At 60.8% G+C, this 15,235-nt stretch carries 13 protein-coding genes, 1 tRNA gene and 2 pseudogenes; 3 read left to right on the top strand and 13 right to left on the bottom strand.

Features of this window, described 5'->3' with window-relative positions:
- The 4 genes and pseudogenes from AC0L4F_RS01170 to AC0L4F_RS01155 form a co-directional block, all read right to left on the bottom strand.
- Positions 1-785: pseudogene (locus tag AC0L4F_RS01170) on the bottom strand (heme ABC transporter ATP-binding protein).
- Positions 782-1,852, bottom strand: coding sequence for a FecCD family ABC transporter permease (locus AC0L4F_RS01165; RefSeq protein WP_244684308.1), 1,071 nt, complete (start codon positions 1,850-1,852; stop codon positions 782-784). The pseudogene AC0L4F_RS01170 and the gene AC0L4F_RS01165 overlap by 4 nt, the downstream one beginning before the upstream one ends.
- A gap of 3 nt (positions 1,853-1,855) precedes the next feature.
- Positions 1,856-2,722 carry a heme/hemin ABC transporter substrate-binding protein gene (locus tag AC0L4F_RS01160; protein ID WP_244684306.1) on the bottom strand — a complete coding sequence of 289 codons (867 nt, stop codon included), beginning with the start codon at positions 2,720-2,722 and terminating at the stop codon, positions 1,856-1,858.
- A gap of 11 nt (positions 2,723-2,733) precedes the next feature.
- Positions 2,734-3,785: pseudogene (locus tag AC0L4F_RS01155) on the bottom strand (hemin-degrading factor).
- Positions 3,786-3,996: 211 nt separating this feature from the next.
- Here AC0L4F_RS01155 and AC0L4F_RS01150 point away from each other — a divergent pair.
- Positions 3,997-5,334 (top strand): TonB-dependent receptor plug domain-containing protein, encoded by a 1,338-nt coding sequence (locus AC0L4F_RS01150; RefSeq protein ID WP_244684304.1) that lies wholly within the window; start codon positions 3,997-3,999, stop codon positions 5,332-5,334.
- Positions 5,334-6,056 (top strand): TonB-dependent receptor domain-containing protein, encoded by a 723-nt coding sequence (locus AC0L4F_RS01145; protein WP_244684302.1) that lies wholly within the window; start codon positions 5,334-5,336, stop codon positions 6,054-6,056. Before AC0L4F_RS01150 ends, AC0L4F_RS01145 begins: the two co-directional genes overlap by 1 nt.
- 81 nt (positions 6,057-6,137) lie before the next feature.
- On the opposite strand, the gene AC0L4F_RS01140 is transcribed toward AC0L4F_RS01145, so the two are convergent.
- The 5 genes from AC0L4F_RS01140 to AC0L4F_RS01120 all read right to left on the bottom strand — a co-directional run bounded on the left by AC0L4F_RS01140 (position 6,138) and on the right by AC0L4F_RS01120 (position 9,823).
- Positions 6,138-6,214, bottom strand: a tRNA-Pro gene (locus tag AC0L4F_RS01140).
- Between the two features lie 48 nt (positions 6,215-6,262).
- Positions 6,263-7,207, bottom strand: coding sequence for a DMT family transporter (locus AC0L4F_RS01135; protein ID WP_244684299.1), 945 nt, complete (start codon positions 7,205-7,207; stop codon positions 6,263-6,265).
- A 112-nt stretch (positions 7,208-7,319) separates the two neighbouring features.
- Complete coding sequence (locus AC0L4F_RS01130) at positions 7,320-7,682, bottom strand: hypothetical protein (protein ID WP_244684297.1); 363 nt, start codon at positions 7,680-7,682, stop codon at positions 7,320-7,322.
- Between the two features lie 67 nt (positions 7,683-7,749).
- Positions 7,750-8,856 (bottom strand): 3-isopropylmalate dehydrogenase, encoded by a 1,107-nt coding sequence (gene leuB / locus AC0L4F_RS01125; protein ID WP_244684294.1) that lies wholly within the window; start codon positions 8,854-8,856, stop codon positions 7,750-7,752.
- A 70-nt stretch (positions 8,857-8,926) separates the two neighbouring features.
- The gene (locus AC0L4F_RS01120; protein ID WP_244684292.1) at positions 8,927-9,823 is read right to left on the bottom strand and encodes a LysR family transcriptional regulator; all 897 of its coding nucleotides are present in this window, start codon (positions 9,821-9,823) and stop codon (positions 8,927-8,929) included.
- A gap of 102 nt (positions 9,824-9,925) precedes the next feature.
- Here AC0L4F_RS01120 and AC0L4F_RS01115 point away from each other — a divergent pair, with 102 nt between their 5' ends.
- Positions 9,926-10,876: an NAD-dependent epimerase/dehydratase family protein gene (locus AC0L4F_RS01115; RefSeq protein WP_244684290.1), complete on the top strand. Its 951-nt coding sequence runs from the start codon at positions 9,926-9,928 to the stop codon at positions 10,874-10,876.
- On the opposite strand, the gene AC0L4F_RS01110 is transcribed toward AC0L4F_RS01115, so the two are convergent.
- The 4 genes from AC0L4F_RS01110 to leuC all read right to left on the bottom strand — a co-directional run bounded on the left by AC0L4F_RS01110 (position 10,788) and on the right by leuC (position 15,166).
- Complete coding sequence (locus tag AC0L4F_RS01110) at positions 10,788-11,792, bottom strand: endonuclease/exonuclease/phosphatase family protein (protein ID WP_244684288.1); 1,005 nt, start codon at positions 11,790-11,792, stop codon at positions 10,788-10,790. The genes AC0L4F_RS01115 and AC0L4F_RS01110 overlap by 89 nt on opposite strands.
- A gap of 44 nt (positions 11,793-11,836) precedes the next feature.
- Entirely contained in the window at positions 11,837-12,664 is an 828-nt protein-coding gene (locus AC0L4F_RS01105) for a hypothetical protein (RefSeq protein WP_244684286.1), read from the bottom strand.
- A gap of 407 nt (positions 12,665-13,071) precedes the next feature.
- Positions 13,072-13,677 (bottom strand): 3-isopropylmalate dehydratase small subunit, encoded by a 606-nt coding sequence (gene leuD / locus AC0L4F_RS01100; protein ID WP_244684284.1) that lies wholly within the window; start codon positions 13,675-13,677, stop codon positions 13,072-13,074.
- A gap of 85 nt (positions 13,678-13,762) precedes the next feature.
- Positions 13,763-15,166, bottom strand: a complete 1,404-nt coding sequence (gene leuC, locus AC0L4F_RS01095) for a 3-isopropylmalate dehydratase large subunit (protein ID WP_244684282.1) — start codon at positions 15,164-15,166, stop codon at positions 13,763-13,765.
- Between the last annotated feature and the right edge of the window lie 69 nt (positions 15,167-15,235).

The following is a 15,235-nucleotide window of genomic DNA, read 5'->3' as shown; positions in this document are numbered from 1 at the left end:
CTAGGCAGACGCCGCATGCGGCAGGATATAGGGCACATCAACCGGCGGCGGGGCAGACACCCGCAACGCACAGCCATAGGCATCAGACAGGACGCCATCGGTCAACACATCGCGTGGTGCGCCGGTGGCCAGACATTGCCCCCCGGCCAGAACCGCCACCCGGTCGGCAAACAGCGCCGTCAGGTTCAAATCATGCATCACCGCAATCACACCGCCACCAGCATGCGCGAAATCGCGCGCCAGCTCCATCACCTGAAGCTGATGGGCAATATCCAGGCTCGACACCGGTTCATCCAGCAACAGCCAACGCGGCTGTCCGTTTTCAACCGGCACCCAAACCTGGGCCAGAACACGCGCCAGCATGACGCGCTGCGCCTCGCCGCCGGACAATTCGTGGAAACTGCGGTTCGCATAATGCGCCAGCCCCACACGGTCCAACGCCTGCATCGGCACCTCAGCACAATTTCCGGCGGTGCCCAGCCTGAAGCCCGATGCGCACGACCTCGATCACGGAGAAGGGAAAGGCCAGCCGCAACTCCTGGGGGAGGACGGCACGTTGCGCGGCCAATTCCCATGGCTTCTGGTCGATCACCGGCCAGGCCGTTCAACCGCACCGACCCCTCATAAGGCACCGAGGCCGTCATCGCCGCCAACAGGGTCGATTTTCCCGATCCGTTGGGGCCGACAATCGCGGTCACCTCTCCTGCCTTGGCCACAAGGCTGACGCCGCGCAACGCGCTGCGGCGGCCATAGCGCACGAAAATATCATGGGCCTCGAAACTCATAGGTCGACCATCCCCCGCCGCCGCAACAGAATCCACAAAAAGATCGGCGCACCCAAAACGGCGGTCACAATGCCAATCGGCAATTCCGCCGGTGCGATGACACTTCGGGCGATGACATCCGCCAGGATCAAAAGCGTCGCGCCCAGCAAGGCTGAATTGACCAGCAGGGTACGGTGATCCGGGCCAGAGATCAGCCGCAGCAGATGTGGCACCACAATGCCAACAAAGCCGATGCCCCCCGAGACCGCCACGGCTGCGCCGGTGGCGCCAGCCACAGCCAGAATTGCGATGTTCTTCATTTTCTGCACATCAATGCCGATATGCGCCGCCGTCGCCTCGCCCAGCGCAAGGCCGTTCAACCCGCGCCCCAATGTGACCGCGACGCCGATCGCCAACAGGATCAGCGGCCCCGCAGCAAACACCTTGGCCCAGCTGGCCCCCGCCAAAGAGCCAAGCCCCCAGAACGTCAGATCGCGCAATTGCTGGTCATCCGCCACATAGACAAGCACACCGGACAAGGCCCCCGCCAAAGCGCCCAGCGCAATCCCCGCCAAAAGCATGGTCGCGACCGAGGTGCGGCCATGGCGAGTCGACACGCGATACAGCAGGATCGTCGACCCCCACCCGCCAAGAAAGGCGGCAAACGGGATCAACTGATTGCCGGTCCACGCCCGAAGCCATTCCGGCAACATCGCCCCAAGCACAATCGCCAAAATCGCCCCCAGACCGGCCCCCGCCCCGACACCGACAATGCCGGGATCGGCCAGCGGGTTGCGAAACAGCCCCTGCATCGCAGCGCCAGACACCGCCAGCGCCGCGCCGATCAGCACGCCCATCGCCAACCGGGGCAGGCGAATATCCCAGAGGACCACGCGCTCAATCTGGCTCAGCGCCTCGCCCTGGATCAGTTTGAACAACAGTGCCGTCAGCCGGACATCGGTTGCGCCGACCTCCAGACTGGCGAAACATGCCAGCACCAAAGCCCCGGCCAACAGCCAATGCAAATCGCGCGCACGCGACAGCCGGTCCCGCTGTGGGGGGGCGGCAATTTCGGACAGGGCAACCATGGGTCAGGCTCCGTTTCCGTATAGCGCATCATTAAGGGCGCGCACCGCTTCTGGCGTGCGGGGGCCAAACCCCAGCATCATCAAACCGTCCAGCCGCACCACCGACCGGCTAAGCGCCGCCGGAGTAAGCTGAATGGCGGGCATGGCAAACAGATCGTCGTCGGATTTACCATGATCGCCGCCGCGATCCATCATCAGGATCACATCCGGCGCGGCCATGCCGACGGCCTCGTCCGTAATCAGCTTGTAGCCATGATATTGCGTCACCGCGTTGATGCCACCGGCCATGCGAATGATCGCATCCGCCCCGGTGCCGGTGCCGGCGGCATTGATCCGCCCGCCCTGGGTCGAGATCACGAACATCACCCGTTTCTTGTCCTGCTCGGGGCGGTCGGCATCCGCCATGGCGTCGGTCATCGCCTGACGCACCTCTGCGGCCAGGGCCCCGGCGCGATCCGGGACGTCCAGCGCGGCACCAATGGTCGTGATCTTGTTCACGATACCGTCAACCGTTGTGCCGCCCGGTACCTCGACAAAATTCACGTCTGCCGCACGGATCACATCCAGCGCCTCGGGCGGGCCTGCGCCCTCTTCCGACAGGATCAAACCGGGGGCGACGGACAGCACGCCCTCGGGCGACAGCGCACGCATATAGCCGACATCCGGCAGGTCGGTGACCGAGGACGGATAGGTCGATGTGGTGTCGCGGGCGCGCAGCCGATGCTGCTGGCCCAGGGCGACAACGATTTCGGTCACCGCACCGCCAATCGACAGCACATCCGGCTCTGTTGTCGTTTCGGCACTGGCCCCGCTGCTGAGAAGCGCTGCCAATCCCAGCGCGCCCATCAACCGCACTGACGCGGACCGCATTTGCCGCCCGATCATGCTGGCACCGCTTCAAGCGAGGGCAGCGCCGCCACAACCCGTTTCCAGTCTGGCCGTAAATCCCGGCCCTCTTTGCCGACGCCAAACACCTGAAAGATCAATCCGCCCTCGGCATCGAAGGCTTCGACCGACACAGCCGGGCCGCGGCTGGTGGGTTTCTCGACCGCCCAGACCTCTGCCACGCGGTCCAGTCGCAGATGCAGGTTGAATCGCGGGTCCATCACGTTCTGCCACGGGCCCATGGCGCGCAGATTGACGATTGGGCCGGTATGGATCTGAATGCAGCCGCGATTGCCGACAAACAGCATGATTTCAAAGCCCCCGGCCTGCACCGCCGTCAACATGTCATTGGCGGCACTTGGCGCAAGTTGACGCACAAACGGCGCGCCCGCGATGCGATAGGCGCCAAGCCGGTTCATTTTCAACTTGGAACACAGGCGCAGGAATTGGTGGGTATCGGTCAGCTTGGCCCATTCCGCGCGCAGCACATCGGCCTTTTCGGCCGCGACTTTGCCGCTTCGGTGGGTTTGCGCGGCTCCACCGCCTGCTCCAGCCCCTGATCCCCCAGCGCCAGATCCGACACCAGTGACGACCATTCATCATGGTCCGAGCTGTCGCGCAGGTGGATCTTGTGCACCGCATCACCCGCCGCATCAAACACCTGTACCGACCGGCGCACACCCGAACTGGTCGGGGTTTCAACCGCAAAGGCCGTGACCCAATGCGATGGGAAGATCCGCAGGTCGATATCCTCGGTCAGGGTCATCGACGCATGTGGCCCGGAATGGTAATTGCCGTAGGCCCCAACCTTTTCATGCACACAATCGCCCACCCGCGTCAGCGCCATCACCTCGCCCAGCGTTTCGACCGCGGGGATAAGCTGATCGGGGTGGGCCGTGATGCGCGTCGCGCCATAGCCGACAGTGGCCGCCACCAATTGGCACTCGGCAATGCCCAGCTTCTGGGCGGCGTCGCGGGCGCGTGTCTTGGGGTTGTCAGCCAAAAACGTGCGAATGGCTTCGGGGGTCGGGATGATCTGTTCTTGCATGGGCGTCCTCGGATCGGGGTCTGTTGTCCGATTGCTGCGCCCAAAGCAAAACGATTCAGATTGGTGCGTGGCTCTCTCAAAATACTTGACTGTTTTAGTATGATTGGATTAACGCTGCAACCCGTCACGATCACAATCGTTCACACACATAACAATTCGCCGCGCCAGCCTGTGCAAGCTACGGCCCAACCCCCCTCTAAGGATGGCGCATATGCTTACCCCCCTCTTGCGCGGCTCGACCGCGCTTGTCTGTATTTCCTTGGCTCTCCCCGCAGTTGCCCAGGACAACACCCCCGGCTTTCTTGGCACTCTTGTTCTGACTGGCGGCAAACGCGATCTGAGCTTTGGCACCGCCCTGGCCCGAACCGTTGTCGGCGAAGAGGAAATTCAGGACCGACAGGCCAGCACCGTCGCACAGCTGATTGATTCCGTCCCCGGCGTGACGCTGGTGAATGGCACCACGCCCCAGGGGTCCGGCATCAACATTCGCGGCTTTGGCGCGAACACCACCTATGGCACGGACCAGAAAATCGCGGTCCAGGTCGATGGCGCATCTGTCGGTTCAGAAGAACTGTATCGGATCGGCACACAGCTGTTCACCGACCCCATGCTCTATCGCGAGGTCGAGGTGCTGCGCGGCACCATCGGCAGTTTTGCCTATGGATCGGGCATTGTTGGCGGCGTGGTGAAGCTGGAAACCAAGGACGCATCGGATTTCACCGGTGGTGAATTGGGCTTTGGCGGCTCGCAAACGCTGGAGTTTTCGTCGAATGGCGAGGGGCTGACCAGCTCGACCTACCTGGCGTGGATGCCAAGCGAAGGCGCTGAATTCCTATTGAACTATACATATCGCAATCAGGGCGATCTGACCGACGGCAATGGTGACACCATCGGCAACAGCGCCTTTGCTACGCCGTCTTACCTTGCCAAGGGGCGTTTCACCTTTGGCCAGGACGACGACCACTCGCTCATGTTCAGCCATTCACGCACCGTCGCCGACGACAAGGATGTGCCCTACGATCAATTTGCCACCGATGGCGGCATGTTCGGCAATGTTGACCGGGTGACCGACACCGCACAGACCGTGCTGGAATACCGCTATAACCCCGGCAATGACCTGATCGACCTGCGGGCGAACCTGTCTTACGCCGATCAGAAGATCGAATATGAATATGTGCCCGGCTCGTCGCCGTTGGAAGGCACGCCGACCTTTCCGTTCCTTGTAAGCACGGTCAACGCCGATCAACGGTATGAAACAACCAAGCTGACGCTGTCCAACCGCGCGCTGTTTGACACCGGCGTTGTTGCCCATGACATGCTGGCCGGGATCGAGGTCCAGCACCGCGAACGCGCCGACAACAGCGCCGCCGGCGTGCCGGGCGGCAGCGACAAACGGTTTGCCATGTTCATGGTGGATGAAATGACCGTCGGACAGTTCACCATCACCCCGGCCCTGCGGTTTGAAAAGTCGCGATCGAAAGCGCCAACAGTCTGGTCGACGCCAGCACCGGCACGACCTACCCCAGTGATTATGAAACCGACGCGCTGATGGGCGGTCTGGCACTGGCCTATGATTTCGGCAATGGATTGTCGGTGTTCGGCAGCGCGGCCTATACCGAAGGTCTGCCGATCATCGACGATCTGGGTGCCAGCGCCACAGCGCAGGACCGGATGACCATGTCGGAAAAATCCCAGACCTTCGAACTTGGGGCGGAATATACCGGCACCGATGTGTTTGCGGGCGGCGACTATCTGACCCTGCGCGGCACGGCGTATCAAACCACGCTTTGGGACATCACCAGCTACACCTTATCGGGGTCGACCTCGTCTTCGCTGGAAAGCGTCGAAACCCAGGGTTTCGAGATTGAGGCCTCTTACGGGTTGTCCAGTGGAGTGTATTTCGATCTTGCCGGTCACATGGGCGATGGCACGGAATTCAATCCCGATGGCACGGACACCACATGGCGCAACAGCCCGGCGGACCGGGTGCAACTGACGGTGGGGCGCAAATGGGATGACATGCTGGATGTCAGCTGGGAAATTGTCCACGCCGCCGACCGGCGCGATTTAGCGGGCGACGATCTGGCCAATGCCACCGTGCATAACCTGCGCACCACATGGCGCCCGGACAACGGCGGTTGGCTTGACGGCACAGAGGTGCGTGTTGGTCTCGAAAATGCGCTGGACCTCGACTATGTCGGCCATCTTTCGTCATCGACGCGCAAGGCACCGGGACGAACGTTCAAGATTTCCCTCTCGAAAACGTTCTGACCCTGCTGGCCGGGGCGTCATGCCCCGGTCATCACACAGCGGCCATCACACACCGCATATACTGATCAAAGGACGGGAAATTGGTCGGAGTGAGAGGATTCGAACCTCCGGCCCCTGCCTCCCGAAGACAGTGCTCTACCAAGCTGAGCTACACTCCGAACCGTGACGGGCGAATTACATCGGTGCTTTGCATATTGCAAGCAGATTCAATTGTCTTTCCACCGCCGCAACAGCGGTGAAATCCGCAGGCTGCTGGGGCTGAAACCACGGGTCCGGTTGCGCAACACCGGCGTATTGGTCGATGTACCGCCTCTGCTTTCACGATACACGATGTACAGACCGGACAGAATGATCAACCCGGCGCCGATCATTGTCGGTTGGTCAAGGCTTTCGCCGAACAGCAGAAACCCGAAAAACGTCGCCCAGAGGATTTGCGAATATTGCATCGGGGCGACAATCGCGGCCTCGCCGAACCGATACGCGCCGATAATGCACATGCTGGCAAAGAAGCCCAACACCGCCATCACGCCCAGCGCGCCGAAATCAACGATCGGCATCGGCACATAGACAAAGGGCAACGCCGATCCCATCAGGATGAAATTCCCCGCCAGCGGGTACAGCAGCAGCACAACCGCGCGCTCGTCCTTGCCGACCTTGCGCACCGCAATCGACGCCATCGCATTACAGGCCGCCGAACCGACCGCCGCCAAATGCCCAAGGTTCAATTCCTGCCCACCGGGACGCAACACCACAATGACCCCCACCAGACCAACAGAAACCGCCGCCCAACGATGCGGGCCGACGGATTCGCCCAATACGGGAATGGCCAAAACGGTGATCAGCATCGGTGCCGCAAACAACAGGGTATAGGTCTGGGCCAAGGGCAGCACCGAAAATGCATAAAATGCCAGCAACCCGGCACCAAGCGATGCGAGAACCCGCACCAAGACCCACCAGGGATGAACCGGGCGCAGGTTTTCCCGCGTCGGGTCGCTTATCAACAGAAAGGTCACCAGCGGGAAACTGAACATGCCCGCGAAGAACAAGATCTGGATCGGCGAATATTGCGCCCCAAGGTATTTCACCACCACGTCGTGGACGGAAAACATCGCAAAGCCCAGCAGGGCGAACAGAATGCCTTTGATATTCATGGGAACTCGCCAAGTGGGCCGCCAATGGCGGGCAGTTGTAAGGGGTTAAGTCCCTGTTACTGCGATTTTCCCGCCGGGATCAAGTCAGCTACGCCACATCACCCGCATCCGGTCACGGACAGAGCCCGGTTTGCCATTTCTTCGGGGTTTCACCACGATAGCAGCGGTATTCGACAATGCTGTCCAGAAGCTTGACCCGGCCATCCGCTTGCGGTTCCAGGGTATAGGTATGGCGCATGCCTTCCACGGAATCGTCGGCAAAGCCGGTTTCGGCGAATTGCGCGATCATATTGCCGCTGTTGTCGCGACGCAGAACCACAGAGGTCTGCGGTCGGCCTTCTTCCTGATTCAGCGGAAAGCCAGCGATGCTTTTCTGGATATTCTCCAGCGGCCAATCAACAACCTGGCCGATTTCATACCCATTGGCCAATACCGGAGAGGCCAACAGAGACGCGAAGACAAAATAACGAAACATGACGCACCTTTGTGGTTGGGACAGGATCAACCTATCCCAACCGGCAATTCAGCGTCGAGCGTTCAGATCACAGCGACGCGTCAAGAGCGGCAAGAACCGCATCACCCGCTTCAACGGTTGAGGCAGGTTCCACACCCTCGGCCTGCAGCAGGTCCGCGGTGCGAATGCCATTGGCCAGCACAGTTTCAATCGCCGCTTCAAGACGGTCAGCCTCGGCCCCTTGGTCAAAGCTGTAGCGCAGTGCCATCGCAAAGCTGAGGATACAGGCGATCGGGTTTGCCTTGCCTGTGCCGGCGATGTCCGGGGCGGACCCATGGACCGGTTCATACAGGGCCTTGGGCCGGCCATTGGCCATTGGCGCACCAAGCGAGGCCGAGGGCAGCATGCCCAACGACCCGGTCAGCATGGCCGCCAGATCGGACAGCAGATCGCCAAACAGGTTGTCGGTCACGATGACGTCAAATTGCTTGGGCCAGCGGGTCAGCTGCATTGCACCGGCGTCGGCGTACATATGTGACAGCTCGACATCGGCATATTCCGCCTGATGCACCTCGGTCACGACATCGCGCCAGAGGATACCGCTCTCCATCACATTGGCCTTCTCCATCGAGCAGACCTTGTTGTTGCGCTTGCGGGCCAATTCGAACGCAGACCGCGCCACACGGGCAATCTCGGATTCGGTGTAACGCTGGGTGTTGATGCCCACACGTTCGTTGCCTTCGTTGAAAATGCCGCGCGGCTCACCGAAATACACGCCAGATGTCAGTTCGCGGATGATCATGATGTCGAGACCCGCCACAACATCCTTCTTCAACGAAGAGAAATCCGCGAGCGCATCAAAACACTGGGCCGGGCGCAGGTTGGAGAACAGGTCCATTTCCTTGCGCAGACGCAGCAGGCCACGTTCGGGTTTGACGCTGAAATCAAGGTTGTCGTATTTCGGGCCGCCCACGGCGCCCAACAGGACGGCATCGACCTCCTGCGCTTTGGCCATTGTGTCGTCATGCAGCGGCGTGCCGTGCTTGTCATAGGCGCAGCCGCCGACCAGATCCTCGCTGACGTCGAATTTCAGCCCGCGCTTGTCGCCGTACCAGTCGATAATGCGCCGCACCTGCGCCATGACCTCGGGGCCGATTCCGTCACCGGGCAGGATAAGAAGCGAAGGCGTGGTCATGAGCGTATTCCTTTGTCAGATCTGGTTCCGATATGCGTTCCGCATCGCCTAGCCAATACCGGCAGGAGGGTCAAGAAACGAAGGGCATCAACCCGGTTTCCAGACGGTCCCAGATCAGCGAAACACGCGGCGAACGGCGCAACGATTGATGCGCCGCCAGCCAGATCGGCAACCCCGGCAGCGGAAAATCCGGCACCAGCTGTTCCAGCGTCGGATCGGCATCAGCCACATGGCATTGCGCGAACCCGACGCCACATCCCGCCCGCACCAATTCGTAATAAACCGCATGATGATCACAGCGGGTGGCGAACCAGTCTCGCGTCACTTCCCACCCGACGCTGCGCATGCCGCGCAGGATCAGCTCGCTGCGGTCATACCCGACAAAATCAAGCTGGCGCAGCGCCTCGGCATCCTGCGGGCGCCCCACCCGATCAAGGTAGGCGCGCGCGGCATAGACCCCCAGTTTGATATCCCCCAGATGGCGGGTCACGATGTCCAGTTGCTCTGACCGGTGCATCCGCACCGCGATATCGGCCTCGCGGAACAACAGGTTTTCACTGACATCCGTCGGCATCAGATCAATCTGGATTTCGGGATAATCCCGGCGCACCCCGGCAATGATCGGCGGCAAAAGATGATGGGCGGTGAACACGCTGGCGGTAATCCGCACCGTACCACTCAGATCGCTGGCCTGCCCCGCCGCCGCCAGTTCGATCCGCCGCGCCGCATCGCGCATGCTGCGCGCCGGTTCCAGCAACCCAAGCCCGCTTTCCGACAGTTTGAGCCCGCGCGGCTGGCGATCAAACAGCACCAGCCCTAGTTGATCTTCGATCTGGCGCACCTGCCGCCCCAGCGTCGGCTGGCTGCTGCCCAGATGTCTGGCAGCCGCAGAAAGAGACCCGGTTTCGGCCACCGCAAGGAAAGCCTCGATCAGGGACCAGTCGAGTCGGGTGAGTGCATTATCCATTCATTTACGCATATCACACCGTCGAATTTAGGCAATTCGCATGCATCCACCTTTGCGTCAGATTGCGCTTACCCACAGATGACCCCCCACAGGAGACAGCAGATGACACGAACGGCCCTCATTCTTGGTGCGACCGGCGGATTTGGCGGCGCAATGGCCGAGGCCCTTTGGAATGCCGGCTGGCGTGTGCGCCAGTTTGACCGCAAGACCGATGATCTGGCCACCGCCGCACAGGGCGTGGACATCATCGTCAATGGCTGGAACCCATCCTATGAACATCAAGCGGCGCAGGTTCCGATCCTGACCCAAAAGGTGATCACCGCCGCCAAGGCAAACGGCGCACGCATCGTGATTGCCGGCAGCATCTATGGATACGGCGCGGGCAGCGCCCCTGCCCTGACCGAATCCACGCCAATGCGCGCCACCAACACGCTGGGCCGGTCCCGCATTGAAATGGAAGAGGCCTATCGCACCTCCGGCGTGTCGTTTCTGATTTTGCGTGCCGGGGATTTTCTCGGCACAAGTTCCGGCAACCGTTGGTTTGACACATTGATTGCCGGCAAGCTGGCCAAGGGCCGCATCGCATACCCCGGCGATCTGGACGCGCCACATGCCTGGGCCTTCCTGCCGGATGTGGCGCGGGCCGGGGTGCAATTGCTGGACCGGACCGACCTTCCAAAGCAAATCGCCCTGCCCGTCGCGGGAATGACCCTGACCGGACGCCAATTGGCCACCGCGTTAAGCGATGTCACAGGACGGAAGATCAAGGCACGGCGCATGGCCTGGTGGCCGTTCCGATTGGCATCATTGGTCTGGCCTTTGGGGCGGCATCTGGTGGAAATGCGGTATCTTTGGAGCATGCCGCACTGGCTGGACCCCAGCCCGCTGGAGACATGGTTGCCGAATTTCACCCCAACCCCCCTGCACGAGGCTCTTGCGGCCAGCCATCCGGTCAACACCCTGATCACGGACCCGGCGGCCAATCAAGATCAACCCAGACAAGCGCATGGCGGCTTGCCTCTGCCGCAAGCGAGCCCGGCGCTGGCCAAATAGTGCCGCTGTCCAGCACCGCAAGCCCGGCAGCAGGCAAGACATAATCCACCCGCAGGTTCCCCGGCGTCGGATCCCCCCAATTGGCGGTGTCCAGCGCCGGATTTCCGCGTTGTTCCGGGTTGGCCTCTGCCGTGGCGGCGGCATCCATCGGCAAAGTATCCTGAAGCCGGGGATCATCCAGAAGACGGCGGATCGCCTCGTGGCGGCCCTCGCCATCTGCCGGGTCCAGATTGGCGTTGCCCATCAACACAAAAGCCCCACCCGGCGGCGGCCCAAATGCCCCGTCCAGATAATGCCGCCAGAACATCACCTCGTCATGGTTGCGGCGGCCATTTCGATCCTCGGGGCCATCGAACACCGGCGGCGTGGCGGAAAACGCCATGACATGCAGCCGCGCCTGTGGCGTATCCACCGGCACCACCCAATGTGCGGTGCTCGACAAGGGCAAAACCGCCTGCGCATCCTTGGGCACCTCAGCCCCCGCAATCAGATTGCCGGGCAGATCACGCCACAGGAGCTTTGAAAAATCCTGCGCCCCCGCCACATCAATCGGATAGCGCGACAGCAGGGCAATCCCGCCAAACCCGGTGAAAAACCCGAACCCCAAGGCATCCTCTGCCGTGCCCAACCGGCCATCGCCATCCAGATCCACCCCGGATGCGCGGCCTGAATTTTGCACCGGCGCATAGAGATACGGATACAGCAGGCCAGCGTCGCTGACTCGGTCCCGCAATGCGGTCAACGCCGCGAGGGTCACGTCATGGTCTATGTCGCTTAGAAACAGGATATCCGGCTGCATGTCCGCCAAAATCGCCACGACGGCGGCAATCTGCGGATCCTGACCTTTCAGAATGTCACGATAGAGCAGACCGGGGCCATCGCGGCTCAGCTCGACATGCCAGGTTGCAATGCGCAAAGGATCGGCCTGCGCCGCCCCGACCCAAACAAGTAACAGAAAGATCAGCCAGCGTGCTGGGCGCGGGCATAAGCGCGACGACGCTTTTCCTCGATCAGATCGGCAACGCGGCTCATCGCGATGCCGCGCATGATCATGCTGGCGGGAATAAAGGCCCATGCCACCATCGTCCATACAAAGGCCTGGGTGTCAAACAGAGTAAAGGCATCAAACACCCCGGCAGCCACCCGGATAAAGGCCGGGATCAAAAAGGGCAGAACAACCCCGGCCGCGATATTCAGGTATCCATCACGTCGCAGTCGCGGCAGGACATCGCCACCGGTGGTCGGATCAAACAGCGGCAGGTTGACCCAAACATTGAAGGCCCCATTGCGCGACGGCCAATCATAGCCATGCACCAAAAGCACAAATGTGCCCAAGGCCGTCAGCGACAGCGCATAAACCAGCGCCGCGCCATCACGGGCGCGCTGCAACAAATCGAGACTGGCATCCGCCGGCAATCCAAGGACAAAAATTCGCACCGGTGAATAGGGCAGATCCAGCAGCCGCCCCATGGCCGAAGCCCCGCGCAGCACGACCCCGTCCAAAACCCCGGAGGTTTCGTTGGACTGGCTGATGACCGTCATGCAGATCACCATCAGAAACAGCATGACAAACCGCATCCGATTGAACGGCGGGGCGTGGCGAAATTCGACAACGCTGGGATAAGACGACGCATATTCCGCAAAGACAAAAATCGCAGCCAGAAGCGCGACCAGAACCGAGATCTGCGCGCCGTCCGCTCCGTTTGGTCCTAGCATCAGCGCAGGCAAAACCACCATGCTGAACACCAGCATAGCACGAAAAGCCGCACCGAAAATGCGAGAAATCACTGCCCGTTCCCCTCAACTCGGCCGAGCGCGGTACAATGCCGTGCCCTTGTGCCTATTAGATGCCGCTTGGGATTTGCGGCCTGCCTTATTCTTGCCCAATTGTTGCCCCTTTTTGGCCAGCAGCTCAACCGCCTCTTAACGTTAACGAAACCATTTGGGCCATTTCATGGGGGTGGTGGTGCCGGAATGCATCATTCAGGTGTCTAAAAAATGTCAATGAAAACAGCGCACACCAGATATGGGGGCTGGGGTTGTGGCAATCACTATTGGGCGGGAAATCCGGCCAAATGGCGTTAACCATGATCGGGACGTGAAAAACGGCGCGAAGAAGCTTCGCGCCGTTTTCATTGTCTAATGTCGCTCGGGGTCAAACCCCAATCACATGTCCCGGGGGAATGCCCCCAGTATCAGACCCAGGGCCGCGCCTGTGCCGCTTCGGCCTCGAACGTATCAATCGACGCCTTTTTGGCCAGCGTCAGGTCGATATCGTCCAGACCTTCGATCAGGCAGTGCTTTTTAAAGGCATCAACCTCAAACGCGATCGAGCCGCCATCCGGGCCTTGGATGGTCTGGTTTTCCAGATCCACGGTCAGGGTGGCATTGGCGCCGCGGTTGGCGTCATCCATCAGCTTGTCGACATCTTCCTGCGGCAGAACGATGGGCAGAATGCCGTTCTTGAAGCAGTTGTTATAGAAGATGTCGGCAAAAGAGGTGGAGATCACGCATTTGATGCCGAAATCCTTAAGCGCCCAAGGCGCGTGTTCGCGCGACGATCCACAGCCAAAGTTATCGCCTGCCACAATGATCTCGGCGTTGCGATACTGTGGTTTGTTCAGCACGAAATCCGGGATTTCGCTGCCGTCGCGGTTATAGCGCATTTCGTCGAACAGGTTCTTGCCGAACCCGGTGCGCTGAATGGATTTCAGAAACACCTTGGGGATGATCATATCGGTGTCGATATTGACCAGCGGCATCGGCGCTGCGGTGCCAGTGAGTTTTTGGAATTTTTCCATCGGTTTTGTCCTTTTGGCCGAAGGCTCTTCCGCCCTTGCGGGCCGTCTTCGCGAAGACGCCTGCAAAGGCGGAGGAGCGGTTCGGTTACATCATCTCGCGCACGTCAGTCAGGTGGCCGGTCACAGCCGCGGCCGCCGCCATCGCCGGCGACACCAGATGGGTGCGGCCCTTGAAGCCCTGACGCCCCTCGAAGTTGCGGTTCGAGGTCGAGGCACAGCGCTCGCCCTCGGACAGCTGATCGGGGTTCATTGCCAGACACATGGAACATCCGGCCATGCGCCATTCAAAACCGGCCTCTTTGAAGATGTCCGCCAGACCTTCTTCTTCGGCCTGCGCCCGCACCAGACCAGAGCCGGGCACAACCATCGCCCGCATCCCGTCCTTGATCTTCTTGCCTTTCAGGATCGCGGCAGCTGCGCGCAGATCCTCGATCCGGCCATTGGTGCACGACCCGATGAACACGGTGTCGATTTCGATCTCGCTCAGCGCCTGACCCGGTGTCAGGCCCATGTAATCCAGCGCCCGCTTGGCCGCATCGACCTTGCCGCCTTTGAAATCTTCGGGCGCGGGCACCGATGCCGTGATCGGCAGAACATCCTCTGGCGAGGTGCCCCAGGTCACGACGGGTGCGATGTCTTCGCCTTTGATGGTGATCACCTTGTCCCAATGCGCGTCGTCATCGGAATAAAGCGTTTTCCACCAGGTCAGCGCCGCTTCCCATTGCGCGCCTTTCGGGGCATGGGGCCGTCCTTTGACATAGTCATAGGTCACATCGTCCGGCGCAATAAGGCCCGCGCGCGCGCCGCCCTCGATCGCCATGTTACAGACGGTCATCCGACCTTCCATCGACAGATCGCGGATCGCTTCGCCGCAATATTCGATGACATAGCCCGTGCCGCCCGCAGTGCCGGTTTCCCCGATCACCGAAAGCGTGATGTCCTTGGCCGTGACACCAGGGCGCAATTTGCCGGTGATTTCGACCTTCATGTTCTTGGACTTCTTCTGGATCAGCGTTTGCGTCGCCAGAACATGCTCCACCTCGGAGGTGCCGATGCCATGCGCCAGCGCACCAAATGCACCATGGGTCGCGGTGTGGCTGTCGCCACAGACCACGGTCATGCCGGGCAGCGTCCAGCCCTGTTCCGGGCCAACGATATGCACGATGCCCTGACGGACGTCGCTGACGGGGTAATAGTGAATGCCGAAATCCTTGGCATTCTTGTCCAGCGCATCAACCTGGATGCGGCTTTCTTCGTTGTCGATGCCGTTCACCCGATCTTCGGTTGTCGGCACGTTGTGGTCCGGCACGGCAATTGTCTTGTCCGGCGCATGCACCGGGCGGTTCGCCATCCGCAAACCTTCAAAGGCCTGCGGGCTGGTCACTTCGTGTACCAGATGGCGGTCGATATAGAGCAGGGCTGTGCCGTCTTCGGCTTCATGCGCAAGATGCGCATCCCAGATCTTGTCATAGAGCGTTTTGGGGGACATGGCTGGTCCTTTCCCGTTCAATTGTTCATCATTTAAAGGGGCGGATTGGCAAAAGTTCGCTCAAGCCCG

It is taken from the genome of Marinovum sp. J2-8, assembly GCF_055808435.1.
The sequence above is the reverse complement of the archived record's forward strand: the minus strand, read 5'-3'. Positions and strand labels throughout refer to the sequence as shown.

What these genes read in the sequence shown, in the direction of transcription:
- AC0L4F_RS01165 (WP_244684308.1), bottom strand. Translation starts at nt 1,852, where the DNA reads ATGGTTGCCCTGTCCGAAATTGCCGCCCCCCCACAGCGGGACCGGCTG.
- AC0L4F_RS01160 (WP_244684306.1), bottom strand. Translation starts at nt 2,722, where the DNA reads ATGCGGTCCGCGTCAGTGCGGTTGATGGGCGCGCTGGGATTGGCAGCG.
- AC0L4F_RS01150 (WP_244684304.1), top strand. Translation starts at nt 3,997, where the DNA reads ATGCTTACCCCCCTCTTGCGCGGCTCGACCGCGCTTGTCTGTATTTCC.
- AC0L4F_RS01145 (WP_244684302.1), top strand. Translation starts at nt 5,334, where the DNA reads ATGGGCGGTCTGGCACTGGCCTATGATTTCGGCAATGGATTGTCGGTG.
- AC0L4F_RS01135 (WP_244684299.1), bottom strand. Translation starts at nt 7,207, where the DNA reads ATGAATATCAAAGGCATTCTGTTCGCCCTGCTGGGCTTTGCGATGTTT.
- AC0L4F_RS01130 (WP_244684297.1), bottom strand. Translation starts at nt 7,682, where the DNA reads ATGTTTCGTTATTTTGTCTTCGCGTCTCTGTTGGCCTCTCCGGTATTG.
- leuB (WP_244684294.1), bottom strand. Translation starts at nt 8,856, where the DNA reads ATGACCACGCCTTCGCTTCTTATCCTGCCCGGTGACGGAATCGGCCCC.
- AC0L4F_RS01120 (WP_244684292.1), bottom strand. Translation starts at nt 9,823, where the DNA reads ATGGATAATGCACTCACCCGACTCGACTGGTCCCTGATCGAGGCTTTC.
- AC0L4F_RS01115 (WP_244684290.1), top strand. Translation starts at nt 9,926, where the DNA reads ATGACACGAACGGCCCTCATTCTTGGTGCGACCGGCGGATTTGGCGGC.
- leuD (WP_244684284.1), bottom strand. Translation starts at nt 13,677, where the DNA reads ATGGAAAAATTCCAAAAACTCACTGGCACCGCAGCGCCGATGCCGCTG.
- leuC (WP_244684282.1), bottom strand. Translation starts at nt 15,166, where the DNA reads ATGTCCCCCAAAACGCTCTATGACAAGATCTGGGATGCGCATCTTGCG.